Below are 26,939 nucleotides of genomic sequence, written 5' to 3'. Positions count from 1 at the left end.
ACCCAAGCGCGATCAGCAAAAGTGGATTCCGGTTTTGCGCCGGATCGCGCGCCAACCAAGAGTTGGCGATCAGCAAAAGCGGATTCCGGTTTTGCGGCCGCGCGGATGGTGCCAGCGGCGGTCCGGCCGCAATGCTTGCTTCATCGTTTCGGCTGGCGTAATGAGGCGCCGCGCCACAAGGTTCTAACAGTCCACGACCTCAAGCGGCACCGCACGGCATCCATAAAATGCCATATCCGACGACAGAGCCCCGACGCGACATGCCGGACGCATTGATATCCATTGTCATTCCTTGCAGGAACGAGGCGGCAAACCTGCCACTGCTGATCGACGAGATCGAGGCGGCGATGGCCGGCCGCGACTTCGAGTTGATCATCGTCAATGACGGCTCGACCGACGAGACGGCTGCCGTGCTCGCCGAACAGGCGGCGCGACGCTCGTTTCCGCTACGCGAATTGCGGCATCGGAAGTCCGCCGGCCAGAGCCTTTCGGTGCGTTCTGGCGCCTGGGCGGCGCGCGGCGGCATCGTCGCGACCATCGACGGCGACGGCCAGAACGATCCGCAGTACATTCCGGTGCTGGTCGATGCGCTGCGCCAAGCCGGGCCCGATTTCGGCGCCGCGCAAGGGCAGCGCCTCAAGCGCCGCGACAGCAAGGTCAAACAATTGGCGTCGCGTTTCGCCAACTGGCTGCGAAACGCCATCCTGCATGACGAGACGCGCGACACCGGCTGTGGCCTGAAGGCGGTTCATACCGATATCCTGCGCAAACTGCCGTTCTTCGACGGCACCCATCGCTTCGTTCCGGCCCTGGTCATCCAGGAGGGGTATCGCGTCGTGCATTGCGACGTCGTCGACCGCTCGCGCCGGCACGGCAAATCGAATTACGGCATTTTCGATCGCGGCCTGCAGGGTGTGCTCGATCTCTGCGGTGTCTGGTGGTTGCGCCGCCGGCGCCGCAGAATGCCAAAAATAGAGGAAATCAAGCGTGTTTAATGTGCTTCAGGAACTGGGAGCCTGGCTTCATCAGGTTTTCATCAAGCAGTTCGATGCGTGGATCCTGCTCGGCTTCGTCGCCCAGTTCTTCTTCACCATGCGCTTCGTCGTGCAGTGGCTGGCCTCGGAAAAGGCCAAGCGCAGCGTCGTGCCGGTGGCCTTCTGGTTCTTCTCCCTGTTCGGCGGCGGCCTGCTTCTGATTTATGCCATCCAGCGCCAGGATCCGGTGTTCATCGCCGGGCAGGCCATGGGCATGTTCATCTACATCAGAAATCTCTGGCTGATCGCCAATGAGCGCAAGGCGGCGATGACCAAGGTCGATTGAGCAACCGCCAAAAAAGAAATGATCGGAGAGACGCAAAAATGGCGTTGAACAGGAACTACATCTTCCTCTTCCTGTTCAGCCTGGTGATGACGGCTTCAGGCTTGGCATCCATGCCGCCAGTCGACCGCGACGAGCCCCGCTTCGTCCAGGCATCCAAGCAGATGGTCGAGAGCGGCGACTATGTCGACATCCGCTTCCAGGAGACCTCGCGCTACCAGAAGCCGATCGGCATCTACTGGCTGCAATCGGCGGCCGTGGCGCTGAGCGGGCAGGGTGCCGAGGCACCGATCTGGGTCTATCGCACGGTTTCGGCACTCGGCATTGCCCTTGCCGTGCTGGCGATCGCCTGGACTGGGACCAATCTTTTCGGTACCAATGCCGGCCTCGCGGCCGGCCTGGTGATGGCCGCGATCTTCGCCACGGCGTTCGAGGGCCGCGACGCCAAGACCGATGCGATGCTGCTGGCCTGCTGCGTGGCGGCGCAAGGCGCGCTGGCGCAGATTTACCTGGCATCGCGCCGCAATGAAGCGGTCGCCGGCCATCTCTGGTGGATCTTCTGGATCGCGCAAGGGGCGGCGATCCTCATCAAGGGGCCGATTGCGCCGCTGCTGTCCGCGTTGACCATTGCCGTCCTGTTCGCCTTCGAGCGCGACGGGCGTTGGCTGTCGAAGCTTAGGGTTGGGCGCGGCCTGCTACTCGTCTTGATGATTTCTCTGCCCTGGCTCGCCGCGATCACCTGGAAGAGCCACGGTGCTTTCCTGCAGCAGGCCGTCGGCAAGGACATGCTCGGCAAGGTCGCGTCGGGCGCGGAATCGCACGGCCTGCCGCCCGGCTTCTACATGCTGACCTATTCGCTGTTCATGTGGCCGTTCGGCCTGATCGCGGTAGGCGCTGGCCTGCAGGCCCTCAACCGCATGCGCGATGATGTGAGGCTGCGCTTCTGCCTCGCCTGGTACATTCCGTTCTGGCTCGTTTTCGAACTCATTCCCACCAAGCTGCCGCATTATGTCCTGCCCGCCTATCCCGGCATGGCGCTGCTGATCGGCTGGCTGCTGACATTGCAGCCGCAGGACGCCAATGCGCCGCTCAGTCGCTGGCAGCAATGGTTGTGGTGGTCGACCGCATTCGGTCTTGTCGTGGTCAGCCTGGGCCTGGCGGCGGTCTGCATCGGAGCGCCAATCTACCTCACCCACACTTTCTCCTGGTGGAGCATTCCGGCGGCCGCGGCCGCACTTGGCGCGGGCTATTTCGCGTTTTCGCGGCAGTTACAGGTGCCGCTGCCCCGCATCGGCGCCACCGCCGCCTGTGCGGGCATCGCCTACGCCTTGCTGTTCGGCGTCATCGCCCCGTCCCTGAAGCCGATCTGGCTGAGCCCGGCAATCAGGGACGCGGTGCGCGCCAACAAACCTTGCGACACGACCGTGCTGGCCTCGGCGCGTTATCAGGAGCCGAGCCTGGTGTTCCTGGTCGGCACCAAAACGGTGCTGACCGATGTCGGGGGCGTGGCGGAACATCTGCTCGCCGATCCCGCTTGCTCCTTGGGCCTGGTGCCGATCGGCGACGAGCAGAAATTGAATGGCATGCTGTCCGTGCAACGCAAGTCGGCGAACCGCCTCGCCGAAGTCGACGGCCTCAACTATTCGTCGGGAGACAAACTGTCGCTCGGTCTCTACCGTATAGCGCAATGACTTCGATGATGGGGTCGAGTTCCCAATGCTCGTGAAATCGCAGCCTCCAGTTTCCAGATCGCTTCTCGGGACAGGGCGCCGGTCCCTCGGCAATTTTCGCGACACCCTGCAGATCGCAAGACGGCGCCTTGCCGTTCGCCCCGCTCGCTATCCCAACATCTCATGGTGGGCGTGGGGCCTTGTCTGGGTCTTTCTGACGGCCGCGGCCTTTGTCCGTCTCGATACGCCGGCAGGAGTAGCATATGGCCAGTGGTCGGCGGGCGCCGCCAGGCTTGCCGAGTTCTTCACGCAGTTCGGACTGGGCGGCTGGTATCTCATCCCGTCCGCGCTGCTGCTTGTCGCGGCCAATCTAACGGATTGGCGAAGCCTTTCGCGGCGCGCGCTGATGCTGGTCTACAGTTGGACCTGCCTGGCTTTCCTGGTGCTGAGCGCCGTTGGCCTGTCCGGCCTAACGGTCAATGTCCTCAAATATGCCATTGGCAGGGCTCGCCCGCTCTACTTCCAGGATTTTGGCGTCCTTGCACTGCACCCCTTTGCCTTCGATGCGCGCTTTGCTGGCTTTCCGTCCGGCCACGCCACGACGATGGGCGCCGTGTTCGGTATCCTGCTGCTTTTGTTTCCGCGGCGTTGGTATATCGCCCTTGTGGTCACGGCCTGCATCGCCTCGACCAGGATCTTCGTCGGTGCGCACTATCCAAGCGACACCGTCGCCGGCTTCGGCCTCGGCTGTGCCTTCGCGCTGGTGTGCGGACTGGTCTTTGCCAGGCTCGGTTTCATCTTCAGGCCGGCACCTTCAGGATTGCCGGTCCGCAAGCCATCGTTCCGGCTTATTGCCCCGGAAAAATAGGTCGCTGCCGGACCGTCCGCACCGCGGCGGCCTCATGTCGAGGAGGCGAGCCTTGCCCGCCCGCTCATAGCCCGGGGATACGGATGGCCTGATGTTTTAGCGCAGCCGCTTCGGCCTCGGATCGGACAATTCTCCCGCCAGCCGGCGATCGAGATAGTCGGCGCATTCTTCGATCAGCACATCGGCGTCGTTGGCGAAGAAATGGTTGGCGCCGGGCAGGGTCTTCTGCGTGATGGTGATGCCCTTTTGCGTGTGAAGCTTGTCGACCAGGCCTTGCACATCCTTCGGCGGCGCCACCTTGTCGGCATCGCCATGGATGATCAGACCCGAGGACGGGCAGGGCGCCAGGAAGGAGAAATCATAGGTGTTGGGCTGCGGCGCGATCGAGATGAAGCCCTCGATCTCGGGCCGGCGCATCAGGAGCTGCATGCCGATCCACGAACCGAAGGAATAGCCGGCCACCCAGCAGCTCTTGGAATCCGGATGCAGCGACTGCACCCAGTCGAGTGCGGCCGCCGCGTCCGACAACTCGCCGGTGCCGTGGTCGAACTCGCCCTGGCTGCGGCCGATGCCGCGGAAATTGAAGCGCAGCGTGGTGAAATCGCGCTTCTGGAACATGTAGAAGAGGTCATAGACGATCTTGTTGTTCATCGTACCGCCGAACTGCGGGTGCGGATGCAACACGATGGCAATCGGCGCGCTCTTTTCCTTCGAGGGTTGGTAGCGTCCCTCCAGGCGGCCGGCCGGACCGGTAAAAATGACCTCAGGCATGAAATACTCCACGTGACATATACAAATGCGCGGCGCCCGGAACTCTTGCTCTGGCCCCGCTTCCACAGACCTTGACGCAGGGCGAGCGTCTTCCTAGAAGCTAGTTTAGAATTGTTCAAAACTGGGTGGCCGAAACGCAATCGCCCGGTCGCACTCGCCGCAAGCCGCGTAAATAGGACGGCTTGCCTTGGAATTTCAAGGAAATAACGCCATACGTCGGCGGAATGGCTTTTGACGGGAAGAACTGGACGAAAATGGCCGCGATACGCGCCTATCTGGACTATAATGCCAGCGCGCCGCTGCTTTCAGCCGCGCGCGAGGCCATGGTCGCGGCGTTTGACGCAGCCAACCCCTCGTCGGTCCATGCCGAGGGGCGCGCCGCGCGCAGGCTGGTCGACAATGCCAGGCGCGACGTGGCGGCACTGGTCAACAGCAAGACCGAACATGTCGTCTTCACCTCGGGTGCGACCGAGGCCGCCTCGACGCTGCTGACGCCGGACTGGCAGATGGGGCGCGGCGCCATTCGCATGAGCCGGCTCTACGTGTGCGAGGCCGACCATCCGTGCCTGCTGAATGGCGGACGCTTTCCGGCAAACCTGGTGACGCGGATCGGTGTCGGCGCTGATGGCATCGTCAGTCTCGACGCCTTGACGGCTGCGCTCGGCGGTCACGATAAGGCCGATGGCTTGCCGTTGGTCGCGATCCACGCCGCCAACAACGAAACCGGCGTCATCCAGCCGATCGACCGCATCGCGGAGATCGTCGGGGCGGCGGGCGGCATTCTTGTCGTCGATGCCGTTCAGGCCGCGGGCCGCGTTTCCATCGATATGTCGGCTGGATACGCCGACTATGTGATTCTGTCCTCGCACAAGATCGGCGGCCCCAAGGGCGCCGGCGCCATCGTTGCCGCTGCCGACCTGATGATGCCGAAGCCGCTGATCAATGGCGGCGGCCAGGAAAAGGGTCACCGTGGCGGCACCGAGAACTTGCCTGGCATCGCCGGTTTTGGCGCCGCCGCGCGCGAAGCGCTGGCCGGGCTGAAGGCCATCGGTGCCGTGCGTCGGCGTCGCGATGAGCTCGAAACGTCGATCAAGACGCTGGTGCCGGACGTGGAAATCTTCGGAGCCGGCGCGCCAAGGCTTGCCAACACGACATTCTTCGCTATTCCCGGCGTCAAAGCCGAAACCGCCCAGATCGCCTTTGATCTGGGGGGCGTGGCGCTTTCCGCCGGTTCCGCGTGCTCGTCGGGCAAGGTCGGGCCGAGCCATGTGCTGAAGGCCATGGGACACGGCGACAGCCTTGGTGCCTTGCGCGTATCGGTCGGTGCCGCGACCGCCGACGAGGATATCGAACTGTTCCGCACCGCGCTGGCAAGCATTGCCGCGCGTCGGGCGGGTAGAGAGAAGGCCGCGTAGCGGTTGGAGCATCGGACCGGGAAATCCGATGCTTGAGAAAAAGGATCAGGCTTCGGCCTGGTAGAGCCGTGCGTTTTATGCTGGCCGGGTGAATTTCCGGTCGAGGCGCACTATATGAAACTTACGCTGCCGCGGACGCTGCTCGGGCGTTTATTCGGCGGTGCCATAGTTTGAAAACTGTCGGGCCTTGACCCCGGCGCGGATGGAGAACGCATATGCCTGCTGTGCAGGACACGATCGATCGAGTCCGAAAGATCGACGTCGACCAATACAAATACGGATTCCAGACCGAGATCGCTGTCGACAAGGCTCCCAAGGGCCTGAGCGAAGACATCATCCGCTTCATTTCGGCCAAGAAGGACGAGCCGTCCTGGATGCTGGAATGGCGCCTCGAAGCCTATCGCCGCTGGCTGACGCTGGAAGAGCCGACCTGGGCGCGCGTCAACTATCCCAAGATCGATTTCCAGGACATCTACTATTACGCGGCGCCCAAGAGTACGCCCGGACCGACTTCGCTCAGCGACGTCGATCCCGAGATCTTGAAAGTCTACGAGAAGCTCGGCATTCCGTTGAAGGAGCAGGAAATTCTCGCCGGCGTGCAGAAGACCGACGCCTCGGAGCTCGAGGAAGTCAGCGACAATGTCTACAAATCGGGCCGCGTCGCCGTCGACGCCGTGTTCGATTCCGTGTCCGTCGTCACCACCTTCAAGAAGGAGCTGGCGCAGGCCGGCGTCATCTTCTGCTCGATCTCCGAAGCGATCCGCGAGCATCCGGAACTGGTCAAGAAATATCTCGGCTCGGTCGTGCCGACCTCCGACAATTTTTACGCCACGCTGAATTCGGCCGTGTTCACCGACGGCTCGTTCGTCTTCGTGCCCAAGGGCGTGCGCTGCCCGATGGAGCTGTCGACCTATTTCCGTATGAACGAGAAGAACACCGGCCAGTTCGAGCGCACGCTGATCATCGCCGAGGAGGGGGCCTACGTCTCCTATCTCGAGGGCTGCACGGCGCCGCAGCGCGACGAGAACCAGTTGCATGCCGCTGTGGTCGAACTGGTCGCGCTCGACGATGCCGAGATCAAATATTCAACGGTGCAGAACTGGTACCCCGGCGACGCCGAGGGCAAGGGCGGCATCTACAACTTCGTCACCAAGCGCGGTGACTGCCGTGGTCATCGTTCGAAGATATCGTGGACGCAGGTCGAGACCGGTTCGGCGATCACCTGGAAATATCCGAGCTGCATCCTGCGCGGCGACGATTCCTCGGGCGAATTCTATTCGATCGCCGTGTCGAACGGGTACCAGCAGGTCGATAGCGGCACCAAGATGATCCATCTCGGCAAGAACACGTCGAGCCGCATCATCTCCAAGGGCATAGCCGCCGGCTTCTCGCAGAACACCTATCGCGGCCAGGTTTCGGCGCACCGCAAGGCGACCAATGCCCGCAACTTTACCAATTGCGACTCACTGCTGATCGGCGACCAGTGCGGCGCGCACACTGTGCCTTACATGGAAGCCAAGAACTCGACGGCGCAGTTCGAGCATGAGGCGACGACGTCGAAAATATCAGAGGACCAGAAGTTCTACGTCATGCAGCGCGGCATCCCGGAAGAGGAAGCCATCGCGCTGATCGTGAACGGCTTCGTCAAGGATGTCATCCAGCAGCTGCCGATGGAGTTTGCCGTAGAGGCGCAGAAGCTGATCGGCATCTCGCTGGAAGGCTCGGTGGGCTGACCGGCCCGGACAAATATTCAGGAAACAAAAATGCTTGAGATCAAGAACCTGCACGCCCGCATCGTCGATGACGGCACCGAGATCATTCGCGGCTTGAACCTGACGGTGAAAGCCGGCGAGGTCGCCGCGATCATGGGACCGAACGGGTCGGGCAAATCAACGCTCTCCTACATCCTCGCCGGCCGCGAGGACTATGAGGTGACCGAGGGCGACATCCTCTACAACGGCCAGTCGATCCTCGAAATGGATCCGGCCGAACGCGCCACTTCCGGCATCTTCCTCGCCTTCCAATATCCGATGGAGATACCGGGCGTGGCGACCATGGAATTCCTCAAGGTGGCGATGAACGAGCAGCGCAAGGCGCGCGGCGAGGAACCGCTGAAGATCCCGGAATTCCTGAAGCGGGTGAAGGAAGCCGCCGCCTCGCTCAGCATGGACATGGCGATGCTGAAGCGGCCACTCAATGTCGGCTTCTCCGGCGGCGAGAAGAAGCGCGCCGAGATCCTGCAGATGAAGCTCCTGGAGCCGAAACTGTGCGTGCTCGACGAGACCGATTCCGGCCTCGACATCGATGCGCTGAAGATTGTCTCGGATGGCGTCAACGCACTGCGCTCGCCGGACAGGGCGTTCCTGGTTATCACCCACTACCAGCGCCTGCTCGAACACATCGTGCCTGATAGCGTGCATGTGCTCTACAGGGGCCAGGTCATCAAGTCGGGCGACAAGTCGCTGGCGCTCGATCTTGAAGCGAACGGCTATGCCGGCGTCATCGGGCAGGCCGCGTAACGTGCCAAGTCATTTTGGTCCAGAAGACAGGCGAGACTGATGAATATGCACACACAACCGCAGCGGACACCGGCCGAGACAGCGTTGATCGACGCCTTCGGCGAACGGCTGTCGCTTTTGCCGGGAGACGGCGCGGTGATGCTGAAGCGCGACGACGCCATCGAAGCGGTCAAGCAAGGCCTGCCGACGCGGCGCATCGAATCCTGGCACTATACCGACCTGCGCCGGCTGTTGGGTGCGGTGCCGGACTTCGATCCGGCCGCCGCCGCCAAAGCCATCGCGCCAATCGTCGACGGTTCGACGGTTCTGACCCTGTTGAACGGGGTATCAAGCGCCAAGGCGCCGGTCGTCGACGGCGTCAGCGTCCAGCGTCTGTCCGAAAAGCTGACTGATGGCAGCATCGCGCCGGGGCTCGATCCCTATGGCAGCGACGATGCCATCGGCGCGCTGAACACGGCCTTCGTTGCCGACGGCTATTTTGTCGATATCGCCGACGGTATTGAACTGGAAAAGCCGATCGAGCTGCAGAACCTGCAGGCCGGTGGCCAGACCCATGTGCGCCTGCCGGTGCGGGTTGGCACCGGCGCCAAGGCGGTCATCGTCGAGCGTCAAGCCGGCGAGGGCGCGGCGCTGACGAGCTCGGTCAGCCAGCTCGTGCTTGGCGCGGGCGCCGAGGTGACCTGGCTGATCGTCCAGGAGCAGCCGGATACGGCGACACATCTGGGGCAGTTCAAGGCCCATATCGGCAAGGATGCCAAACTGACGCTGTTCGTCATGAACGCCGGCGGCAGGCTGGTGCGCCAGGAAATCATGGTCAAGACGACGGGCGAAGGCGCCGACTTCAAGCTGCGCGGCATCAATCTTCTGGCCGGCGACACCCATACCGACGTCACCATGGTGCTCGACCATGCCGTACCGCATACGACATCGACCGAGGTCATCCGCAATGTGGTGACCGGCAAGGCGCGGGGCGTGTTCCAGGGCCGCATCAACGTCCATCAATATGCGCAGAAGACCAACGCCAAGATGGCTTGCAACACGCTGCTTTTGTCGGACGATGGCGAGTTCTCGACTAAGCCGGAGCTCGAGATCTTTGCCGACGACGTCGTCTGCGGCCATGGCGCGACGGTCACCGAGATCGACCACGATCATTTGTTCTACCTGATGGCGCGCGGCGTCGACGAAAAGAGCGCGCGGGGGTTGCTCGTCAAGGCGTTCGTCGCCGAGGTGATCGAGGAACTGGATGACGAAGCGATCGTCGAGGCGCTGGAAGCGCGGCTCGATGAGTGGTTTGTGACGCACGGCTAAATTGGATGGGGCTTAGCTAAGCCACCCCTCATCCGTCTTGGCGCTACGCGCCAGTCCACCTTCTCCCACAAGGGGAGAAGGTAAAGCGCTCTTCCTTCTCCCCTTGTGGGGCCTGAAGGGCGGGCGAGGCGAGTGACTCGCCCTGGGCGGCGGCCGCGAAGCGGTCGGATGAGGGGTGCGCGGCAGAATGAGGCGATGAAGTTGTGATGGACCGGAAGATCGAAACCAGCCCCTACGACGTCGAGGCGATCCGCCGTGACTTTCCGATTCTGTCGCGCGAAGTCTATGGCAAGCCGCTCGTCTATCTCGACAACGGCGCCTCGGCGCAGAAGCCGCAGGTGGTGCTGGATACCATCGAGCACGCTTACAGCCAGGAGTATGCCAACGTCCATCGCGGCCTGCATTTCCTTTCCAATGCCGCCACCGACGCCTATGAAAAGGCGCGAGAAACGGTGCGCCGTTTCCTCAACGCGCCAAGCACCGACAACATCGTCTTCACCTCGAACACGACCTCGGCCATCAACACCGTCGCCTATGGCTATGGCATGCCTAATATCGGCGAGGGCGACGAGATCGTGCTGTCGATCATGGAGCACCATTCCAACATCGTGCCGTGGCATTTCATCCGCGAACGCCAGGGCGCCAAGCTGGTCTGGGTCCCTGTCGACGACCTCGGTGTCTTCCACATCGAGGAATTCGAAAAACGCCTGACCGACCGCACCAAGCTAGTCGCCATCACGCAGATGTCGAATGCACTGGGTACGGTGACGCCAATCAAGGAGATCGTCCGGATCGCTCACGCCCGCGGCATTCCGGTGCTTGTCGACGGCAGCCAGAGCGCCGTGCACATGCCCATCGACGTGCAGGATCTCGATTGCGATTTCTTCGTCTTTACCGGCCACAAGGTCTACGGCCCCTCGGGCATCGGCGTGCTCTACGGCAAGAAGGATAGTCTCGCCGGCATGCGGCCCTTCATGGGCGGCGGCGAGATGATCGAGGAGGTGACGGAAGATATCGTCACCTACAACGACCCGCCGCACCGCTTCGAAGCCGGCACGCCGCCGATCGTCCAGGCGATCGGACTGGGTGCCGCGCTCGACTACATGGACACTGTCGGCCGTGAGCGCATCGCGGCACACGAGGAAGACCTCAAGAATTATGCCCATGAGCGCCTGCGCGCCATCAATTCGCTGCGCATCTTCGGTGATGCGCCTGGCAAGGGCGCCATCATCTCCTTCGAACTAAGAGGTATTCATGCCCATGACGTCTCGATGGTGATAGACAGGCAAGGCGTGGCTGTCCGCGCGGGCACCCATTGCGCCCAGCCGCTGTTGAAACGCTTTGGCGTAACCTCCACATGCAGGGCATCGTTCGGCATGTATAATACCAGGGCCGAAGTCGACGCTTTGGCCGAGGCGCTTGAAAAAGCGCGCAAGTTTTTCGGGTGACGACCATGGATGATGTGAGCACCACCACCGAGGCTACGCCGGAAAACGCCGGCAACAGCGTCGTTTCCGCCTCGGCCATCCCGGCCGATGAACTGGCGCGGCTGACCGATGACATCGTCTCGGCGCTGAAGACGGTCTACGACCCGGAAATCCCGGCCGACATCTACGAGCTCGGCCTCGTCTACAAGATCGACGTCGAGGACGACCGCTCGGTCAAGATCGACATGACGCTGACCGCGCCCGGCTGCCCGGTGGCCGGCGAAATGCCCGGCTGGGTGGAAAATGCTGTCGGCGCCGTCGAAGGCGTGTCTGGCGTCGAAGTCAACATGACTTTCGATCCGCCCTGGACGCCCGATCGCATGTCGGAAGAGGCGCAGGTGGCGGTGGGCTGGTACTAGCAGCGAGCCCGGTACACTTGCGCCAATGGTAAAACTTCACCATTTTAGGTGAGGACTCATTCGGCAGGCCTTGAACCTGCATGGAATGGAGAAGGAAAAAACATGGGACGCTTTGCCGTCATCACGATGACCGAAAAGGCCGCCGACCGGGTGCGCGAGATCGTCGCCACGCGCGATAACGCGCATGGCATTCGTCTCGGCATCAAGAAGGGCGGCTGCGCCGGCATGGAATACACGGTCGACCTGGTGACCGAGCCCAACGCCAAGGACGACCACATCGAACGCGACGGCGCCCATGTCTATGTCGCGCCGGAAGCAGCACTTTTCCTGTTCGGCACCGAGATGGATTTCGAGCAGACGACGCTGCGCACCGGCTTCACCTTCCGCAACCCGAACCAGAGCTCGGCCTGCGGCTGCGGCGAATCGGTCGAATTGAAACCGGCCGATCTGAAAGTCTTGGCCGAGGCGCGCGCTTCGGCCTGAGCATTTCCTTCGCCCCGTTTACGGGGTGAAGAAAGCTAATCCACCCACATGCCTGTCCGCTTGTGCCAGTCGGCGATCGATTCCTCAGGATAGACGTCGAACACCTTGTCCTTCGGCCCGATATCGGGCTCGACCCAGTTCGCCTTGTATTTCAGCATCAGATGCACTTTTTCGGGCGGCTTCGGCAGGTCACTGTCGATCGCCGAGGCGAAGGGATGCACCAGTTCCGGCCAGGTCGGGTCGTAGAGCCACAGCGCTGACCCGCATTTGCGGCAAAAATTGCGCTCGCCGGTCGAGACCTCGCAATTGGGATGCTCGTCGTCCTCGATCTCAGCGCGATAGACGCCAAGGTTTCTCTTGCCCCAGATGTTCAGCGTTTCGTAGTCGGCGCCTAGATTGATGGCGAAACCGCCGCCGCCCTGCTGCTTGCGGCAGATCGAGCAGTAGCACAGCATGAACGGCACGGGCGTGTGGCTTTCCACCTCGAAACGCACGGCGTTGCAGCGACAGGACCCCTTGAGCAGCACAGGCATGGCAAAAACTCCGACAGGATAGCCACAACCTGTCAGCATGATTTTGGTTGCGGCGATGACAAGGCCAAATGCCGGTGACATGATCGCGGCATGGACAATGAACGCATCGCTGAAGTGTTCGAGGGCCTCGGTCAGGTCAGCATCCGAAAACTGTTCGGCGGCAAGGGCATCTATTTCGACGGCGTCATCGTCGCCATTGTCCTGCGTGGCGAATTGCTGCTGAAGGCGGACGAGCAAAGCGCACCGGATTTCGAAGCCGCGGGCTGCCGGCAGTGGACCTATATCGGCACGCGCCACGGCAAGCTGGTAGCGATGCCCTACTGGAGCATTCCCGACAGCGCTTTTGACGATCCGGACGAAATGACGGTCTGGGCACGCCGCGCCTATGAGGCGGGGCGGCGCGCCGGCAAGTGACCTACAAGGCCTTGGCGATCTCAGCCGCCAGCCTTGCATTGTTCTCGACCAGCGCGATATTGGTCTTCAGGCTGCGGCCGCCGGTGAGTTCGAGGATTTTTCCCAGCAGGAACGGCGTTACCGCCTTGCCGGTGACGTTGAGGGCCTCGGCCGCCTTCTGCGCGGCTTCGATGTAGCCCGCCATTTCTTCAGCGGGGATTTCGTGGTTTTCCGGCACCGGATTGGCAACCAGCAAGCCGCCGCCCAAACCCAGAGCCAGGCGCGTCTGATAGAAATGCGCGATGTCTTCCGGCTTGTGCAGGGTCAATGGCGCCCGGAACGGCGACTGCCGCGACCAGAAGGCGGGCATCGTCTCGCAGCCATGGCCAACCACAGGCACGCCGCGCGTCTCCAGCACTTCCAGCGTCTTTTCGATGTCGAGGATCGCTTTGGCGCCGGCGGAGACGACGATGACCGGCGTGCGCGCCAGTTCATCGAGGTCGGCCGAGATGTCGAAACTCTTTTCCGCGCCCTTGTGCACGCCGCCGATGCCGCCGGTGGCGAATACTTTTATCCCGACCATGTCAGCCGCGATCATGGTCGCTGCGACCGTGGTGCCCCCGGTGCGGCCTTGCGCGACGGCGAAGCCGAGATCGGCGCGCGACAGCTTCATGGCGTCACCCGTCATCGCCAGCGATTCGCGCTCGCCGTCGGAGAGGCCGATCTTGATGCGGCCGCCAATCACGGCGATCGTCGCCGGCACCGCGCCGCCGTCACTGATGATCTTCTCGACATTGGCCGCCATGGCACCATTGTCGGGATAGGGCATGCCATGGGTGATGATGGTGCTTTCGAGCGCCACCACCGGACGCCCGGCGGCCAGGGCTTGCGCTACCGGTGCGTGGATATCGATGAAAGGGCGGGCGGTTTCTGGCGTCATCTCTGATCTCCAATCCGGAGTGCGGCGCATCCACTGCGCTCTATGAATTTGCCGGTCTCATGCCACTTCCCTGGCATCCGGCACAAGGGCCAGCGCCTCCGCGAAACTCGCCGCGGTGAATTCGGGCACCGCATTGGCGCTTTCGATGGTCAACGTTGCCGCCGCGACGCCTTCGCGCAGGGCCTGGCGCAATGGCAGGCCGCGCAGCAGTGCCGCGACCGTCGCGCCCGCCAGTGCGTCGCCGGCGCCGGTGACATCGGCAACTTTTCTCGGAGCAGGCGGCAGGATCGAAAAGGCGCCCGTGCCGTCGAAACCCAGCACAGGGCCACTGCCTGCCGTGACCACGCCGCTGGCAAGGCCGCTGCACCGCAATCCGTCGATCATTTCCTGCTCGCCGACACTTGCATTGACGCCGGCCAGCACAGCGGCCTCCCGTCGGTTCATGAAGAGTTGGGCCAGCCCGCCGAGCACCGGTATCAGCCGCGTCACCTTGGCCGGCGAAATCGCGATGGCGAAAACCGGTTTGCCGGCGGCGAGCGACAGCAACCCCTCCAGTGCGGCCGACGGCAGGTTGGCGTCGCACAGGATGGCATCCGCGGCGGCCACTTCCTGGCGTATCTTGGAACGTCTGATCTGCTTGGGAAAAGCCAGGTCGTACAGCGCCATGTCGGCAAAGCCGACGATCAATTCGCCCTCGCGATCGATCAGCGCTGTGTAGCTCGGCGTGGCACGATCGAGGAACACCGCCGAAAGATCGGCGATGCCTGCCTCGGCGATGGCCCGTGAAACCGTATCGGCTGACGCATCGCCACCGCGCACCGAAAGCAGCGATGCGCAGAGGCCGTGCCGCACCATGCTGCGCAACGCATTGAAGACGCCACCGCCGACATCCTCGCGCATCGTGCCGGGATTGGAGGCGGCCGGCACATAGGGGCCGGACACCTGGCCACGCCGGTCGATATGGGCACCGCCCACGGCCAGTACCTTCAAGGAATCCACCATGGCGGCGATATGACCTTTGTTGTTGGGACCGCACAAGCGCTAGAGTGCGCGACTTGCTGCAATCGTTCCCGCGCCCTGTTGGGAAGTGAACGGGGGCTTGGTAGCCATCGCCTTTAGAAGGCGGTCGAAGCGGTGGTTTGGGTTGTTGGTCATGAGGATAATCCCGGTATCTCAATTCCAAGGCGCTTAGCGAAGGACGATAAGTCTGACTTTTTAATTTCTAAGCCAGACGGGAGTTCCCGCTCAACTCCACTCACTGAAGGAAATCTTCGGTAGTTTCTTGTCATTGCAACTTGGCCGCCAAAATCATTTAACACTGCGATTTCCCCGCTCAAGACCTTTTTTTGCAGGTCGTATAGGTAAGCCGAGGCCGGTCCGCGAATGTCCGTCTGCTGGATATCGACGTTCGCTAATAGACATGCCGACTCCTCTAGCGTGAAGCTCTTACGAAATGCAATTAATCGACCAAGAGGATTGGTTTCAGCTTGGTCAAGCTCTTATCTCTCCATTTCTGGTATGGCGAAACAACTAAGGCGTGACAAACAAACACAGCCGAAAACAGCCCCGTTATCGCAATTGTCACGAATATAGCCCAAGCCAGAGTATCCTTGAGATTGTCGGCGCTCATAAGGCGATCACGCACAAGAATCGGGCTTACCTGCCAGACAATTACCGCCGTAAGAGCTAACAGCACGATGTCTCTAAAGATATCTTTGGCACTATGACGCATCACCACGGACCAAGTTCCCCGCCATGCGATGTGCAACACATCGCGCCAATATTTGATGAAATGATTGGTACGTGTGTTTTCAGCCATGCCCCGCACACTGCCCGGATTCCCGGCGCTTGTGTAGTGGCCGCCCATAAAGCACCATAAGCGTGGGCTGGAGGGGTTGTTATGCGGTTTCTATTCGTTGCGCTGTTCATGGTGCTAGCCACCCACGTAAGAGCGCAGGAAGCCCAAGGGGTGGCCGCTGAAGCCCCAAGCCAGCAAGAAGGCAAAGGCGGGAAAGCAAACGATGCTCAGGGCAATCCCAGCGCTTCGTCTATCCCGGTACGCATTATCGAAAGTCCAGAAGAGACCCAGCGTACCAGGGACCGCGAAGCCACAAGCGACAAGCACGAGTCCGATGATCTGAAAGCCCAGCAAGAAGCTGCCCAAGCCGCTGGCCGTAGTGCTACAGCCGCTAACAGGCAGGTAGACGCAGCATGGTGGCAGGTCGGCGTAGGCATCGCTGGCATTATTGCCATTTTGGTGACTATCGGCTTCACCATTCGCGCGACTAATGCCGCCGTTCGCTCTGCCGATCTGGCTGAAAAGGCCATTCATCTCGATAGGGAGATGGGCGAAATCCAAACGCGCGCCTACCTTGCCGTAACTGGCGGGACGGCTATCTTCAGGGGCAGCATGGAGCCGGAGGTTTTTATAAAGGTGAGGAACGGCGGCAATAGTCCCGCCTTTAACGTCACTGCCAACTACCAGCGGAATAATGCCGTTTCTTTTGACGCCAAGCCAACAGGAGGTCGTGTCGATGGGGTGGTAAGTGAGCACCCGGTTGCAAAGATCATTGGGGCGAATATCGAGAATGAGTATTCGATAGGAATTTTCAGCAAGATCGATAACGCCAAGCGGCCCGGCATCGTCGGAGGTTTCGGCTTTTACCTCGAAGGAGTTTTGGAATACCAGACGGTTTTTGATATCAAATCCGGCAGTATCGACATGGATACGACATTTCTCTTCCTGTTCGGCCCAGATAAAGCGCTGATCGAAAAGGCAATCCAAGACGGAAAGGAACTGAGGTTCCAAATGAAACTCATGCCCGCTTTCGTGTCCGGGTGGATCGTTGATTACCGCCGCATAATGAAGTCCGCTCGCGAGAAAGAGCGCCGCGACGAGCAAGGCGCCAAGAAGGCGTAGCCGCACCGCTAGCCAACACATAGCTTTTCCTTTCAGTCGGAATTTGCGAGGCTTGATGCCTTCGAACGGGAAGGAGACGAAGATGGAAGTTGAGTATCAGGACGACGACATAACGGTCATCTCGCGCAACCCATTGCAGGGCACGCTGACGCTGGTGACATATGATGAAGACGGTGATCCTTCCGACATCGACTTGACGCTGGACAAGGACACCGCCGAGGCCATGATGAGCGCCCTGATGCAATTCCTGATGGCCGGCGAAGGCGGCGACATGCCCAATTTGCAGATCGGCCGGAAATCAGAATGAGAGGGCAGGCACGGCTTGGTGCTTTAGCGACGCAAGGCGAATTAGGCTCACTCTCCGAATCGGAGAGGGCGGAAGGCTTCTTTTCCTAGCAAAATTTTTACATGTCCGAACGGCATACATCCATGCCCGGGTTTGCGAGACAAAAAAAGAACAAATCAGGATATCGGTTGTTTTTCAATTGATTGTCACCCCTTGCCAAATGAGAACAAAAAAGGTACAAATTGACAAGGATTACGGATTGTCCGGCCTTCATTGACGACCAAGGGGTGATGTATCATGGCTCAGAATTCTTTGCGGCTGGTAGAGGATAAGGCAGTGGACAAATCAAAGGCTCTGGATGCGGCGCTGTCGCAAATCGAGCGGGCTTTCGGCAAGGGCTCGATCATGCGGCTCGGCGCCAACGAGCAGGTCGTCGAGATCGAAACGGTGCCGACCGGGTCGCTCGGCCTCGACATCGCGCTCGGCGTCGGCGGTCTGCCGCGCGGCCGTATCATCGAGATCTACGGGCCGGAAAGCTCGGGCAAGACGACGCTGGCCCTGCATACCGTGGCCGAAGCCCAGAAGAAGGGCGGCATCTGCGCCTTCGTCGATGCCGAGCACGCGCTCGATCCGGTTTACGCCCGCAAACTCGGCGTCGATCTTGAAAACCTGCTGATCTCGCAGCCCGACACCGGCGAGCAGGCGCTGGAGATTTGCGATACGCTGGTGCGTTCCGGCGCCATCGACGTGCTGGTGGTCGATTCGGTGGCGGCGCTGACGCCGCGCGCCGAAATCGAGGGCGAGATGGGCGATTCCTTGCCGGGCCTGCAAGCCCGCCTGATGAGCCAGGCGCTGCGCAAGCTGACCGCCTCGATCTCGCGCTCCAACACCATGGTCATCTTCATCAACCAGATCCGCATGAAGATCGGCGTCATGTTCGGTTCGCCCGAGACGACGACCGGCGGCAACGCGCTGAAATTCTACGCCTCGGTGCGTCTCGACATCCGCCGCATTGGCTCGGTCAAGGATCGCGACGAGGTGGTGGGCAACCAGACCCGCGTCAAGGTGGTCAAGAACAAGCTGGCGCCGCCCTTCAAGGTGGTCGAGTTCGACATCATGTATGGCGAGGGTGTCTCCAAGACCGGCGAACTGGTCGATCTCGGCGTCAAGGCCGGTGTGGTCGAGAAGTCGGGCGCCTGGTTCTCCTATAATTCGCAGCGTCTCGGCCAGGGCCGCGAGAACGCCAAACTGTTCCTGCGCGACAATCCCGACACCGCGCGCGAGATCGAACTGGCGCTTAGGCAGAATGCCGGGTTGATCGCCGAAAAGTTCCTCGAAAACGGTGGCTCAGAGGGCAATGGCGATGATGGTTTTGAGGACGAAGCCGGCGCGATGTAGGGCAACGCCAGAGTTTGGCCATAAATCCAGCCTATTATCTGATGCTTAAGTAACAGAGTTCTGTAGTACCGCGTTCCAAACCGCCGGCCTTCGCGCCGGCGGTTTTCGTTTGCGTGCCTGCGTAAGTGCCGGTGCAAAGCGCGAATTGGCCCAATTCCGTGTTTCTGGACAGGGTCAAGAGCTACGGCTAAAAGGCCAACTCCATCTTCTAGAAAACACAGAGCCATCTCCCGCCGGTCCGGCCGGCGGCTCTCTTGAAAAGGCAGTATCCATGAGTGGCGTGAACGAGATCCGGTCGACATTTCTCGACTATTTCCGCAAGGAGGGCCACGAGGTCGTGGCCTCGAGCCCGCTCGTGCCGCGCAACGATCCGACATTGATGTTCACCAATGCCGGCATGGTGCAGTTCAAGAACGTCTTCACCGGTTTGGAGAAGCGGCCCTATTCGCGTGCCACCACCGCCCAGAAAAGCGTTCGCGCCGGCGGCAAGCACAACGATCTCGACAATGTCGGCTATACCGCGCGCCACCTGACCTTTTTCGAGATGCTCGGCAATTTCTCCTTCGGCGATTATTTCAAGGAGCGCGCCATCGAGCTTGCCTGGAACCTCATCACCAAGGAATTCGGGCTGAAGAAGGATAAGCTGCTGGTCACCGTCTACCACACCGACGATGAGGCGGCCGATTTCTGGAAAAAGATCGCCGGTTTCTCCGACGATCGCATCATCCGCATCCCGACCTCGGACAATTTCTGGGCGATGGGCGATACCGGACCCTGCGGACCATGCTCGGAAATCTTCATCGACCGTGGTGAGCACATCTGGGGCGGCCCTCCCGGCAGTCCGGAGGAGGATGGCGACCGGTTCCTTGAATTCTGGAACCTGGTGTTCATGCAGTATGAGCAGGTGACGAAGGAGGAGCGCGTCGACCTGCCGCGCCCGTCGATCGACACCGGCATGGGCCTGGAGCGCATGGCATCCATCCTGCAGGGGGTGGAGAGCATCTTCGAGACCGACCTGTTCCGTCATTTGATCGATGCTGCGTCCTCCGCACTTGGGCGCGCACCCGATGCGGAAACGGTTTCCTCCTACCGCGTCATTGCCGATCACCTGCGCTCGTCCTCCTTCTTGGTCGCCGACGGCGTGCTACCGTCCAATGAAGGCCGCGGCTATGTGCTGCGTCGCATCATGCGCCGCGCCATGCGCCATGCGCAGCTGCTCGGCGCCCGCGATCCATTGATGTGGAAGCTGGTGCCGGCGCTGGTGCGCGAGATGGGCCAGGCCTATCCGGAACTGGTGCGCGGCGAAACGATGATTACCGAGACCTTGAAACTCGAGGAGACACGGTTCCGCAAGACGCTGGTGCGCGGCCTTGGGCTGCTCTCCGAGGCGACGGAGAAGCTCGGCGCCGGCGACATGCTGGATGGCGAGACGGCATTCAAGCTCTACGACACCTATGGCTTTCCGCTCGACCTGACACAGGACGCGCTGCGCCAGCGCAGCATTTCGGTCGATCTTGCCGGATTCACCAATGCGATGGAGCAGCAGAAGGCGGAGGCGCGTAAGCACTGGGCCGGGTCCGGCGAGGCCGCCACCGAAACGGTTTGGTTCTCCGTGCGCGAAAAAACCGGCGCCACCGAATTTCTCGGCTACGAAACCGAGCAGGCTGAGGGCCTCATCCAGGCGCTGGTCAAGGACGGCAAGACCGTTGACAGCGCCGCCAAGGGCGATGCGGTCGCCGTGGTCATCAACCAGACGCCGTTCTATGGCGAATCCGGCGGCCAGATGGGCGACACCGGCGTAATCTCGGGTGAGGGGTTCTCGATCGAGATTTCCGATACGCAGAAGAAGGCCGATGGTCTGTTTGTGCATCTCGGCAAGGTGATCGCAGGCACGGTCAAGACGGGTGCCGCGGTCGAACTGAAGGTTGATCATGCCAGGCGTTCCAGGCTACGCGCCAACCATTCCGCCACGCATCTGATCCATGAGGCGCTGCGCGAGGTGCTGGGCACCCATGTCGCTCAAAAAGGCTCGCTGGTCGCGCCCGAGCGCCTGCGTTTCGATATCTCGCACAACAAGCCGATCTCTCCGCAGGAGCTCGAAGAGGTCGAGCGCATGGCCAACGAGATCGTCGTCCAAAACAGCCCGGTGACCACGCGCCTGATGTCGGTCGACGACGCCATTGCTGAGGGCGCGATGGCGCTGTTCGGCGAGAAGTATGGTGACGAGGTGCGCGTCGTCTCGATGGGCACGGGCGTTCATGGCGCCAAGGCCAACCGGCCTTATTCGGTCGAGCTTTGTGGCGGCACGCATGTCAGGGCGACCGGCGATATCGGCTTGGTGCGCATCGTTTCGGACGGCGCGGTCGCAGCAGGCGTGCGCCGCATCGAGGCGCTGACAGGCGAAGCCGCGCGAAAACATCTCGACGAGCAGGACAGGCGGCTGAAGGCGGCCGCTGCCACGCTGAAGATCTCGCCGGCGGATGTGCCAGCGCGCGTCGAAGCGCTGCTCGAAGAGCGCAAGAAGCTCGAGAAGGACCTGGCCGAAGCGCGCAAGAAGCTGGCGCTGGGCGGCGGGTCGCCTGCCGATGCCCCGGCCGCCAACGAGATCGTCGCTGGCGTCGGCTTCCTCGGCAAGGCGGTTTCCGGCGTCTCGCCGAAGGATTTGAAGCCGCTGGCCGACGCCGGCAAGACTTCGTTGGGCTCTGGCGTCGTCGTGTTCGTTGGCGCTGGCGAGGACAACAAGGCGAGCGTCGTGGTCGCCGTCACCGATGATCTCGTCAACCGCTTCAGCGCCGTCGACTTGGTGCGCGTCGCCTCCGCCGCATTGGGCGGGCAGGGCGGCGGCGGCCGTCCCGACATGGCCCAGGCCGGCGGACCGGACGCGTCGAAAGCCAACGATGCGATCGCGGCGGTAAGGGCGGCGCTCGAGGCAGCGTAAGCGTCGGATTGGACTTATTTCGACGGTTGGGAGGGGCGCCGCCCCGAAGCCATCTCAATCCTTGTCAACTAACCTTGTCGGTGCGCGCAAAGCTTGCACGCACCGAGACACGCGCATACCAGTCCCGGATACCCGCAAACCGCGCCAGCAAGTCGCGTCCTTCGGCAACCCTGACGAAATAGCCGATCATCGGCGCCGCATGCAGGTCGGCCAACGTCAGCTGGTCGCCAAGCAGCCATGGCCCTTGTGCCTTCAGCGAGGTCAGCACCCTGAGCACTGTTTCGGCTTGCCGCTGCCCGTCGGCGATCAGCGCCTCGTCGGGAGCTTCTTTTTCCAGCCGCTCGACAGCGACGTCCCAGACCATCGCCCGATAGGCATAGGCATCGAGCATGCCGACGATCTGGCCCATCCTGGCGCGGCCGCGCGCATCGGCAGGCTGCAGCGCCGGCCCATCGAAGGCCTCGTCGACATAGCGAGCGATCGCGCTGGTCTCGAAGAGGCGGAACCCGTCGTGCTCGAGGGCCGGAATGCGGCCGAACGGATGGTGTTCGAGATACCAAGCCGGGACCCCCTCGGAGGCAAAGATGTCGAGCGGCACCGGCTCGCAGTCGATGCCTTTCTCCGCCAGCGCCATCCGCGCGATGCGCACATACACACTGTAGTCCGCGCCGTAGAGGATTGGCTTGGTCACGCTGTCAGCCCTTTGCTTTCGCCGGCCCCAAAAAACCGAAGGCTCCTTTCGGAGCCTTCGGCATTTGGAACTGCGGGTGCCTACGCCATCGCCTTCTGTAAATTCTCGTCGATCTTGTCGAGGAAGCCGGTGGTCGACAACCAAGGCTGGTCGGGGCCAATCAAAAGCGACAAGTCCTTGGTCATAAAACCGCTCTCGACGGTCTGGATGCAGACCTTTTCCAGGGTCTCGGAAAAACGCTTCAGTTCGGCGTTGTCGTCGAGCTTGGCGCGGTGCGCCAGGCCCCGTGTCCAGGCGAAGATCGAGGCGATCGAATTGGTCGAGGTTTCCTCGCCCTTCTGATGCTGGCGATAGTGGCGGGTGACAGTGCCGTGCGCGGCTTCGGCTTCGACGGTCTTGCCATCCGGCGTCATCAGCACCGAGGTCATCAGGCCGAGCGACCCAAAACCCTGCGCAACGGTGTCGGACTGAACGTCGCCGTCATAGTTCTTGCAGGCCCAGACATAGCCGCCCGACCATTTCAGGCTCGACGCCACCATGTCGTCGATCAGGCGGTGCTCGTACCAAAGTTTCTTTGACTTGAACTCGGCCTCGAATTCAGCCTCGTAGACCTCCTGGAATATGTCCTTGAAGCGGCCGTCATAGGCCTTGAGGATGGTGTTCTTGGTCGACAGGTAGACCGGATAATTGCGCAGCAGGCCGTAGTTCAGCGACGCCCGGGCAAATTCGCGGATCGACTCGTCTAGATTGTACATGGCCATGGCGACACCGGCGCCGGGCGCATCGTACACGTCATGCTCGATCACCTGGCCATCCTCGCCGACGAATTTGATCGTCAGCTTGCCCTTGCCGGGGAAGCGGAAATCGGTGGCGCGATACTGGTCGCCGAAGGCGTGACGGCCGACGATGATCGGCTTGGTCCAGCCGGGCACCAGGCGCGGCACGTTCTTCATGATGATCGGCTCGCGGAAGATGGTGCCGCCCAAAATGTTGCGGATGGTGCCATTGGGCGATTTCCACATCTTCTTCAGCTTGAATTCCTCGACGCGCTGCTCGTCGGGGGTGATGGTCGCGCATTTCACGCCGACGCCGTATTTCTTGATGGCGTTGGCCGAATCGATCGTCACCTGGTCGTTGGTGGCATCGCGGTGCTCGATGCCGAGGTCGTAATATTCAAGCTTGAGGTCGAGATAAGGGTGGATCAGCTTGTCCTTGATGAACTGCCAGATGATGCGGGTCATCTCGTCGCCGTCGAGTTCGACGACCGGGTTCGCCACCTTGATCTTCGCCATGGAAAGAATGCCTCGTTGCTGGGAATGGGACGGCCTTGCCCGCGTGGCGTTGGCCGGGGATGCCGCCCGTATATCAAAGCGCTTTTGGCCACGCAAACGGCGATCGGTCACGAATGCGAGGCCGTGACCGCTGCCATTTGCGAATACTTCATTTTCCCGGTCGAATATGGCAGGGGACGCTGAAATGCCGCAAACAGCAGTTCATTGACAATCATGCCCATTACCAAAGATTCCGCTAACCCCGCAGCCGCCGGCCCGGCGATCATTCTGGTCGAGCCGCAGCTTGGCGAGAACATCGGCATGGTCGCCCGCGCCATGGCCAATTTCGGACTTTCGGAGCTGCGCCTAGTCAACCCGCGCGACGGCTGGCCGAGCGAGAAGGCGCGCGCCGCCGCCAGCCGTGCCGACCATGTCATTGATGCCGTCAAGGTTTTTGACGACCTGGCCACGGCGCTCGCCGACCTGAACTTCGTCTTCGCCACCACCGCCAGGCAGCGCGACGGCTTCAAATCCGTGCGCGGCCCGGTGGAAGCAGGCAGGATGCTGCGTGCCCGATACGAAATGGGACAACGCACCGGCATCCTGTTCGGACGCGAACGCTTCGGTCTCTACAATGACGAGGTTGGTCTCGCCGACGAGATCGTCACTTTCCCGGTCGATCCCGACTTCTCCTCGCTCAACATCGCCCAGGCGGCCTTGCTGATGTCCTATGAGTGGATGAAGTCGGGCCTGGAGGACGAGACCAGGACAAACTTTACGGGGCCGGAGATGAAGCCTGCAAGCAAGGAAGAATTGCACGGCCTGTTCGCCTATCTGGAAGGCGCATTGGAGGCGCGCGGCTATTTCCGACCGGCGCCGAAGAAGCCGAAAATGGTCGACAATCTGCGCGCCGTGCTGACGCGCGCCGGCTTTGCCGAACCGGAGCTCAAGGTGTTGCGCGGCATCATCTCGTCACTAGACCGGTTCTCACCGGCGATGCCGCGCGGCGATGGGTCGCCGGGCGATGATCCGAGGCGTTTGCCCGCGGCCGCCGCGCGCGCCCGCAAGGCGGAGGCTGCTGGCCGGGTGGTGCCGGACGCTAATGGCGACGACGCGGACACGCCGCCGCTCGGCGGCAAGGGAACCGACAATGACTGACCAGCCGATCCTGATGTTCGATTCCGGCGTCGGCGGGCTCACCGTGTTGCGCGAGGCGCGCGTGCTGATGCCCGACCGTCGCTTCATCTATGTCGCCGACGATGCCGCCTTTCCCTTTGGCGCCTGGGAAGAGCCGGCGCTGCGGGCCCATATACTGGAGCTGTTCGCCAGACTGCTCGACCGGTTTGCGCCGGCCCTTTCGGTCATTGCCTGCAACACCGCCTCGACGCTGGTGATCGATGCGCTGCGCGATACCTTTCCCGGCCATCCCTTCGTCGGCACGGTGCCGGCGGTCAAGCCGGCGGCCGAGCGCACGCGCTCGGGCCTGGTCTCGGTGTTGGCGACCCCGGGCACGGTAAAGCGCCAGTACACGCGCGACCTGATCGCCAAATGGGCGCAGAAATGCCATGTCCGCCTGGTCGGCAGCGACCGGCTGGCGGGTCTGTCCGAAGCCTACATGCGCGAGGGCTTCGTCGACGAGGAGGCCGTGCGCGCCGAGATCGCGCCGTGCTTCATCGAGCGCGACGGCATGCGCACCGATATCGTTGTGCTGGCCTGCACGCACTATCCCTTTCTGGTCAACCGCATGCGCAAGACGGCGCCCTGGCCGGTCGACTGGATCGATCCGGCCGAGGCGATCGCACGGCGCGTCCTTTCGCTGCTGCCGCCCATCGATGGGGCGCTGCCGCAAGGCGAGCCCGATATCGCGGTCTTCACCTCGGGCAAGGCGGATTTCGCCGTCAGCCGCCTTATGCAGGGCTTTGGGCTGACCGTGCACTTAGACAGTGGCGGAACTGCCCGCCATTCAAACAGGTTCGAAGACGATGCTGCGTTGATCCGGATCGGCCAGGACCAGCCTTAGCGTCAGACCGTCGCCCTGTCTGAGGCCGGAGGCCTTTACGGTGGCGACGACAGGCATGTCGGCAAGCTGAACACGCACGCCATGGTCGACGAAGTCGGTGACGACGGCTTTGAAAATCTCCCCCTCGCGTCCCCTGAGCATTATTGCCTCGGCAAGGTCGATGGCTGCATGGTTGATCTGCGAAGCGCGGCTATCCGCACGTCCCATAGCCTTCGGCAATCTGGCGAACGCGTCGGTGACAGCCTGGGGCACGGGCTGGCCGTTGGCGATGGCTAGCGCGCAGCGCACGACATGGCGATCGGCAAGCCGTCGGAGTGGTGCCGTTGCATGGGCATAGGTCGCAGCCATGGCCTCATGCCATGGGATAACGCCGTCATGATAGGCTTGATAAGACGCGCCGGGGCTTGCATGGCGGATTTCCAGCATCAGTGCTGCTTGTCGCGGATCGGTCGGATCGAGGGTTCGCTGATAGTCTCGCAAACCGGTGGAGGCCGGCCAGGACAGTCCGAGAGCCTGTGCCGCGTTGCGCAATCTTTGAACCTTGAAAGCATCCGGCCCCGACATCACCCGGAACAAGCCGGTGTGGTGCGCAAGCATGGCATCGGCAATCGCCATGTTGGCGGCCAGCGAAAGTGCTGCGTTGTCCTGCTCGGATTGCAGCAGCGGTCTGAACGAAAGCCGGTATGTGCCATCGGCAAGCCTTTCCACCTCCTGCTCGGGTGGGTCGACGCGGGAAGCCCCGCGACGCTGTTCGTTCTTTGCCATGCGCAACGCCATTTCGGCAAAGCCGGCCGGAACGTCGGAAGCCTTCACGCTGTCGTAGGCGAGCTTGGCGCGGCTTTGAATGATTGCCCGCTCCGCGCCGTCCAACTTCGTTGCACCGTCCTGCGCAATCCGGACCGTGAAGATAACAGCTGGACGGGGTCCATCCGGCAACAGGCTTGCCGCACCCTCGGCAATCACCGGCGGGTAGAGCCCGGCCTTGCCGTCCGGCAAGTAAAGTGTCTCGCCCCGCGTCCAGGCTTCGAGATCCACCGCGTCGCCGTCCTCGACGAACCAGGCCACGTCGGCAATGGCATAATGCAGCAGAAGATCACCACCGCTCGCCTCGATCGAGAACGCCTGATCGAGATCGGTGGAGGCAGCCGGATCGAGCGTGACGAAGGGCATCGCCCTTCGATCGGCATGCTGGTCGGGCACGCGTTTGGCCGCCGCCTCCGCCGCGGCAACTACATCAGCCGGAAATCCATCCGGTACGTGTAATTCGGTGCGGATTTTCGCCAGGCCGGTGGAGAGAGCCTGTGAGGGATCGGTCAGGGATTTCATTCAGCCGTCCTACACTGGGGTTCCGG

26 protein-coding genes are annotated in these 26,939 nt (G+C 61.9%); 18 read left to right on the top strand and 8 right to left on the bottom strand.

All coding sequences use genetic code 11. From position 1 onward, the window contains the following. Positions 1-260: 260 nt before the first annotated feature. The 4 genes from FJ941_RS14150 to FJ941_RS14135 are packed head-to-tail and all read left to right on the top strand — an operon-like array spanning position 261 to position 3,855. The gene (locus FJ941_RS14150) at positions 261-995 is read left to right on the top strand and encodes a glycosyltransferase family 2 protein (protein ID WP_140506411.1); all 735 of its coding nucleotides are present in this window, start codon (positions 261-263) and stop codon (positions 993-995) included. Further along, positions 988-1,320, top strand: a complete 333-nt coding sequence (locus FJ941_RS14145) for a lipid-A-disaccharide synthase N-terminal domain-containing protein (protein WP_140506409.1) — start codon at positions 988-990, stop codon at positions 1,318-1,320. The genes FJ941_RS14150 and FJ941_RS14145 overlap by 8 nt, the downstream gene beginning before the upstream one ends. Before the next feature lie 38 nt (positions 1,321-1,358). After that, the gene (locus tag FJ941_RS14140) at positions 1,359-3,008 is read left to right on the top strand and encodes a glycosyltransferase family 39 protein (protein WP_181169803.1); all 1,650 of its coding nucleotides are present in this window, start codon (positions 1,359-1,361) and stop codon (positions 3,006-3,008) included. A gap of 25 nt (positions 3,009-3,033) precedes the next feature. Continuing rightward, complete coding sequence (locus FJ941_RS14135; RefSeq protein ID WP_140506407.1) at positions 3,034-3,855, top strand: phosphatase PAP2 family protein; 822 nt, start codon at positions 3,034-3,036, stop codon at positions 3,853-3,855. Between the two features lie 96 nt (positions 3,856-3,951). Here the strand turns inward: FJ941_RS14135 and FJ941_RS14130 are convergent, their stop codons facing one another. After that, positions 3,952-4,626, bottom strand: a complete 675-nt coding sequence (locus tag FJ941_RS14130) for an alpha/beta hydrolase (protein ID WP_027028091.1) — start codon at positions 4,624-4,626, stop codon at positions 3,952-3,954. 254 nt (positions 4,627-4,880) lie between these two features. On the opposite strand from FJ941_RS14130, the gene FJ941_RS14125 reads away from it, so the two are divergent. The 7 genes from FJ941_RS14125 (at position 4,881) to sufA (ending at position 12,197) form a co-directional block, all read left to right on the top strand. After that, the gene (locus FJ941_RS14125; protein ID WP_140506406.1) at positions 4,881-6,041 is read left to right on the top strand and encodes a cysteine desulfurase family protein; all 1,161 of its coding nucleotides are present in this window, start codon (positions 4,881-4,883) and stop codon (positions 6,039-6,041) included. A gap of 215 nt (positions 6,042-6,256) precedes the next feature. Next, positions 6,257-7,774 carry a Fe-S cluster assembly protein SufB gene (gene sufB / locus FJ941_RS14120; RefSeq protein WP_027143655.1) on the top strand — a complete coding sequence of 506 codons (1,518 nt, stop codon included), beginning with the start codon at positions 6,257-6,259 and terminating at the stop codon, positions 7,772-7,774. A 30-nt stretch (positions 7,775-7,804) separates the two neighbouring features. After that, positions 7,805-8,560: a Fe-S cluster assembly ATPase SufC gene (sufC, locus tag FJ941_RS14115; protein ID WP_027143656.1), complete on the top strand. Its 756-nt coding sequence runs from the start codon at positions 7,805-7,807 to the stop codon at positions 8,558-8,560. A 39-nt stretch (positions 8,561-8,599) separates the two neighbouring features. Next, positions 8,600-9,868 carry a Fe-S cluster assembly protein SufD gene (gene sufD / locus FJ941_RS14110; RefSeq protein WP_140506404.1) on the top strand — a complete coding sequence of 423 codons (1,269 nt, stop codon included), beginning with the start codon at positions 8,600-8,602 and terminating at the stop codon, positions 9,866-9,868. 206 nt (positions 9,869-10,074) lie between these two features. After that, complete coding sequence (locus FJ941_RS14105; RefSeq protein ID WP_140506403.1) at positions 10,075-11,316, top strand: cysteine desulfurase; 1,242 nt, start codon at positions 10,075-10,077, stop codon at positions 11,314-11,316. A gap of 5 nt (positions 11,317-11,321) precedes the next feature. After that, positions 11,322-11,714, top strand: coding sequence for an SUF system Fe-S cluster assembly protein (locus FJ941_RS14100; RefSeq protein WP_140506401.1), 393 nt, complete (start codon positions 11,322-11,324; stop codon positions 11,712-11,714). 102 nt (positions 11,715-11,816) lie between these two features. After that, positions 11,817-12,197 carry a Fe-S cluster assembly scaffold SufA gene (gene sufA / locus FJ941_RS14095; protein ID WP_140506400.1) on the top strand — a complete coding sequence of 127 codons (381 nt, stop codon included), beginning with the start codon at positions 11,817-11,819 and terminating at the stop codon, positions 12,195-12,197. A gap of 35 nt (positions 12,198-12,232) precedes the next feature. Here sufA and FJ941_RS14090 read toward each other — a convergent pair whose 3' ends face one another. Next, a complete protein-coding gene (locus FJ941_RS14090) occupies positions 12,233-12,730 on the bottom strand; it encodes a GFA family protein (protein WP_140506398.1) in 498 nt (165 codons plus the stop codon). A gap of 90 nt (positions 12,731-12,820) precedes the next feature. Here FJ941_RS14090 and FJ941_RS14085 point away from each other — a divergent pair, with 90 nt between their 5' ends. Then, entirely contained in the window at positions 12,821-13,144 is a 324-nt protein-coding gene (locus FJ941_RS14085) for a TfoX/Sxy family protein (protein WP_140506396.1), read from the top strand. A 1-nt stretch (position 13,145) separates the two neighbouring features. Here the strand turns inward: FJ941_RS14085 and FJ941_RS14080 are convergent, their stop codons facing one another. From FJ941_RS14080 to FJ941_RS14070, 3 genes are all read right to left on the bottom strand, one after another. Further along, entirely contained in the window at positions 13,146-14,063 is a 918-nt protein-coding gene (locus FJ941_RS14080) for a pseudouridine-5'-phosphate glycosidase (RefSeq protein ID WP_140506394.1), read from the bottom strand. 57 nt (positions 14,064-14,120) lie between these two features. Then, positions 14,121-15,065, bottom strand: coding sequence for a carbohydrate kinase family protein (locus FJ941_RS14075; RefSeq protein ID WP_140506393.1), 945 nt, complete (start codon positions 15,063-15,065; stop codon positions 14,121-14,123). 457 nt (positions 15,066-15,522) lie between these two features. Continuing rightward, complete coding sequence (locus FJ941_RS14070) at positions 15,523-15,882, bottom strand: hypothetical protein (protein ID WP_140506391.1); 360 nt, start codon at positions 15,880-15,882, stop codon at positions 15,523-15,525. An 81-nt stretch (positions 15,883-15,963) separates the two neighbouring features. Between FJ941_RS14070 and FJ941_RS14065 the strand changes: the two genes are divergently transcribed. From FJ941_RS14065 to alaS, 4 genes are all read left to right on the top strand, one after another. Next, positions 15,964-16,983 carry a hypothetical protein gene (locus FJ941_RS14065; RefSeq protein ID WP_140506389.1) on the top strand — a complete coding sequence of 340 codons (1,020 nt, stop codon included), beginning with the start codon at positions 15,964-15,966 and terminating at the stop codon, positions 16,981-16,983. A gap of 82 nt (positions 16,984-17,065) precedes the next feature. Then, complete coding sequence (locus FJ941_RS14060) at positions 17,066-17,290, top strand: hypothetical protein (RefSeq protein WP_140506387.1); 225 nt, start codon at positions 17,066-17,068, stop codon at positions 17,288-17,290. 276 nt (positions 17,291-17,566) lie between these two features. Then, a complete protein-coding gene (gene recA, locus FJ941_RS14055; protein WP_013895892.1) occupies positions 17,567-18,667 on the top strand; it encodes a recombinase RecA in 1,101 nt (366 codons plus the stop codon). Positions 18,668-18,938: 271 nt separating this feature from the next. Continuing rightward, positions 18,939-21,605: an alanine--tRNA ligase gene (gene alaS / locus FJ941_RS14050; RefSeq protein WP_140506385.1), complete on the top strand. Its 2,667-nt coding sequence runs from the start codon at positions 18,939-18,941 to the stop codon at positions 21,603-21,605. 64 nt (positions 21,606-21,669) lie between these two features. Here the strand turns inward: alaS and FJ941_RS14045 are convergent, their stop codons facing one another. Continuing rightward, positions 21,670-22,296 carry a glutathione S-transferase family protein gene (locus FJ941_RS14045; protein WP_140506383.1) on the bottom strand — a complete coding sequence of 209 codons (627 nt, stop codon included), beginning with the start codon at positions 22,294-22,296 and terminating at the stop codon, positions 21,670-21,672. A gap of 80 nt (positions 22,297-22,376) precedes the next feature. Beyond that, the gene (locus FJ941_RS14040; protein ID WP_027143667.1) at positions 22,377-23,588 is read right to left on the bottom strand and encodes an NADP-dependent isocitrate dehydrogenase; all 1,212 of its coding nucleotides are present in this window, start codon (positions 23,586-23,588) and stop codon (positions 22,377-22,379) included. Positions 23,589-23,801: 213 nt separating this feature from the next. Here FJ941_RS14040 and FJ941_RS14035 point away from each other — a divergent pair, with 213 nt between their 5' ends. Together FJ941_RS14035 and murI are read left to right on the top strand one after the other, a co-directional pair. Beyond that, entirely contained in the window at positions 23,802-24,725 is a 924-nt protein-coding gene (locus tag FJ941_RS14035) for an RNA methyltransferase (protein ID WP_140506381.1), read from the top strand. Continuing rightward, the gene (murI, locus tag FJ941_RS14030) at positions 24,718-25,587 is read left to right on the top strand and encodes a glutamate racemase (protein ID WP_140506380.1); all 870 of its coding nucleotides are present in this window, start codon (positions 24,718-24,720) and stop codon (positions 25,585-25,587) included. The genes FJ941_RS14035 and murI overlap by 8 nt, the downstream gene beginning before the upstream one ends. Here the strand turns inward: murI and FJ941_RS14025 are convergent. Continuing rightward, positions 25,531-26,913: an RNB domain-containing ribonuclease gene (locus FJ941_RS14025; protein WP_140506378.1), complete on the bottom strand. Its 1,383-nt coding sequence runs from the start codon at positions 26,911-26,913 to the stop codon at positions 25,531-25,533. The two genes, murI and FJ941_RS14025, sit on opposite strands and share 57 nt — an antisense overlap. Positions 26,914-26,939 lie beyond the last annotated feature (26 nt).

The sequence above is a fragment of the Mesorhizobium sp. B2-3-13 genome (assembly GCF_006442195.1).
Classification (GTDB): Bacteria; Pseudomonadota; Alphaproteobacteria; order Rhizobiales; family Rhizobiaceae; genus Mesorhizobium; species Mesorhizobium salmacidum.
This window is presented reverse-complemented; position numbering and strand designations above follow the sequence as displayed.

Coding starts and splice junctions, on each gene's coding strand:
- FJ941_RS14150 (WP_140506411.1), top strand. CDS start 261: ATGCCGGACGCATTGATATCCATTGTCATTCCTTGCAGGAACGAGGCG.
- FJ941_RS14140 (WP_181169803.1), top strand. CDS start 1,359: ATGGCGTTGAACAGGAACTACATCTTCCTCTTCCTGTTCAGCCTGGTG.
- FJ941_RS14135 (WP_140506407.1), top strand. CDS start 3,034: ATGCTCGTGAAATCGCAGCCTCCAGTTTCCAGATCGCTTCTCGGGACA.
- FJ941_RS14130 (WP_027028091.1), bottom strand. CDS start 4,626: ATGCCTGAGGTCATTTTTACCGGTCCGGCCGGCCGCCTGGAGGGACGC.
- FJ941_RS14125 (WP_140506406.1), top strand. CDS start 4,881: ATGGCCGCGATACGCGCCTATCTGGACTATAATGCCAGCGCGCCGCTG.
- sufB (WP_027143655.1), top strand. CDS start 6,257: ATGCCTGCTGTGCAGGACACGATCGATCGAGTCCGAAAGATCGACGTC.
- sufC (WP_027143656.1), top strand. CDS start 7,805: ATGCTTGAGATCAAGAACCTGCACGCCCGCATCGTCGATGACGGCACC.
- sufD (WP_140506404.1), top strand. CDS start 8,600: ATGAATATGCACACACAACCGCAGCGGACACCGGCCGAGACAGCGTTG.
- FJ941_RS14105 (WP_140506403.1), top strand. CDS start 10,075: ATGGACCGGAAGATCGAAACCAGCCCCTACGACGTCGAGGCGATCCGC.
- FJ941_RS14100 (WP_140506401.1), top strand. CDS start 11,322: ATGGATGATGTGAGCACCACCACCGAGGCTACGCCGGAAAACGCCGGC.
- sufA (WP_140506400.1), top strand. CDS start 11,817: ATGGGACGCTTTGCCGTCATCACGATGACCGAAAAGGCCGCCGACCGG.
- FJ941_RS14090 (WP_140506398.1), bottom strand. CDS start 12,730: ATGCCTGTGCTGCTCAAGGGGTCCTGTCGCTGCAACGCCGTGCGTTTC.
- FJ941_RS14085 (WP_140506396.1), top strand. CDS start 12,821: ATGGACAATGAACGCATCGCTGAAGTGTTCGAGGGCCTCGGTCAGGTC.
- FJ941_RS14080 (WP_140506394.1), bottom strand. CDS start 14,063: ATGACGCCAGAAACCGCCCGCCCTTTCATCGATATCCACGCACCGGTA.
- FJ941_RS14075 (WP_140506393.1), bottom strand. CDS start 15,065: ATGGTGGATTCCTTGAAGGTACTGGCCGTGGGCGGTGCCCATATCGAC.
- FJ941_RS14070 (WP_140506391.1), bottom strand. CDS start 15,882: ATGGCTGAAAACACACGTACCAATCATTTCATCAAATATTGGCGCGAT.
- FJ941_RS14065 (WP_140506389.1), top strand. CDS start 15,964: ATGCGGTTTCTATTCGTTGCGCTGTTCATGGTGCTAGCCACCCACGTA.
- FJ941_RS14060 (WP_140506387.1), top strand. CDS start 17,066: ATGGAAGTTGAGTATCAGGACGACGACATAACGGTCATCTCGCGCAAC.
- recA (WP_013895892.1), top strand. CDS start 17,567: ATGGCTCAGAATTCTTTGCGGCTGGTAGAGGATAAGGCAGTGGACAAA.
- alaS (WP_140506385.1), top strand. CDS start 18,939: ATGAGTGGCGTGAACGAGATCCGGTCGACATTTCTCGACTATTTCCGC.
- FJ941_RS14040 (WP_027143667.1), bottom strand. CDS start 23,588: ATGGCGAAGATCAAGGTGGCGAACCCGGTCGTCGAACTCGACGGCGAC.
- FJ941_RS14035 (WP_140506381.1), top strand. CDS start 23,802: ATGCCCATTACCAAAGATTCCGCTAACCCCGCAGCCGCCGGCCCGGCG.
- murI (WP_140506380.1), top strand. CDS start 24,718: ATGACTGACCAGCCGATCCTGATGTTCGATTCCGGCGTCGGCGGGCTC.
- FJ941_RS14025 (WP_140506378.1), bottom strand. CDS start 26,913: ATGAAATCCCTGACCGATCCCTCACAGGCTCTCTCCACCGGCCTGGCG.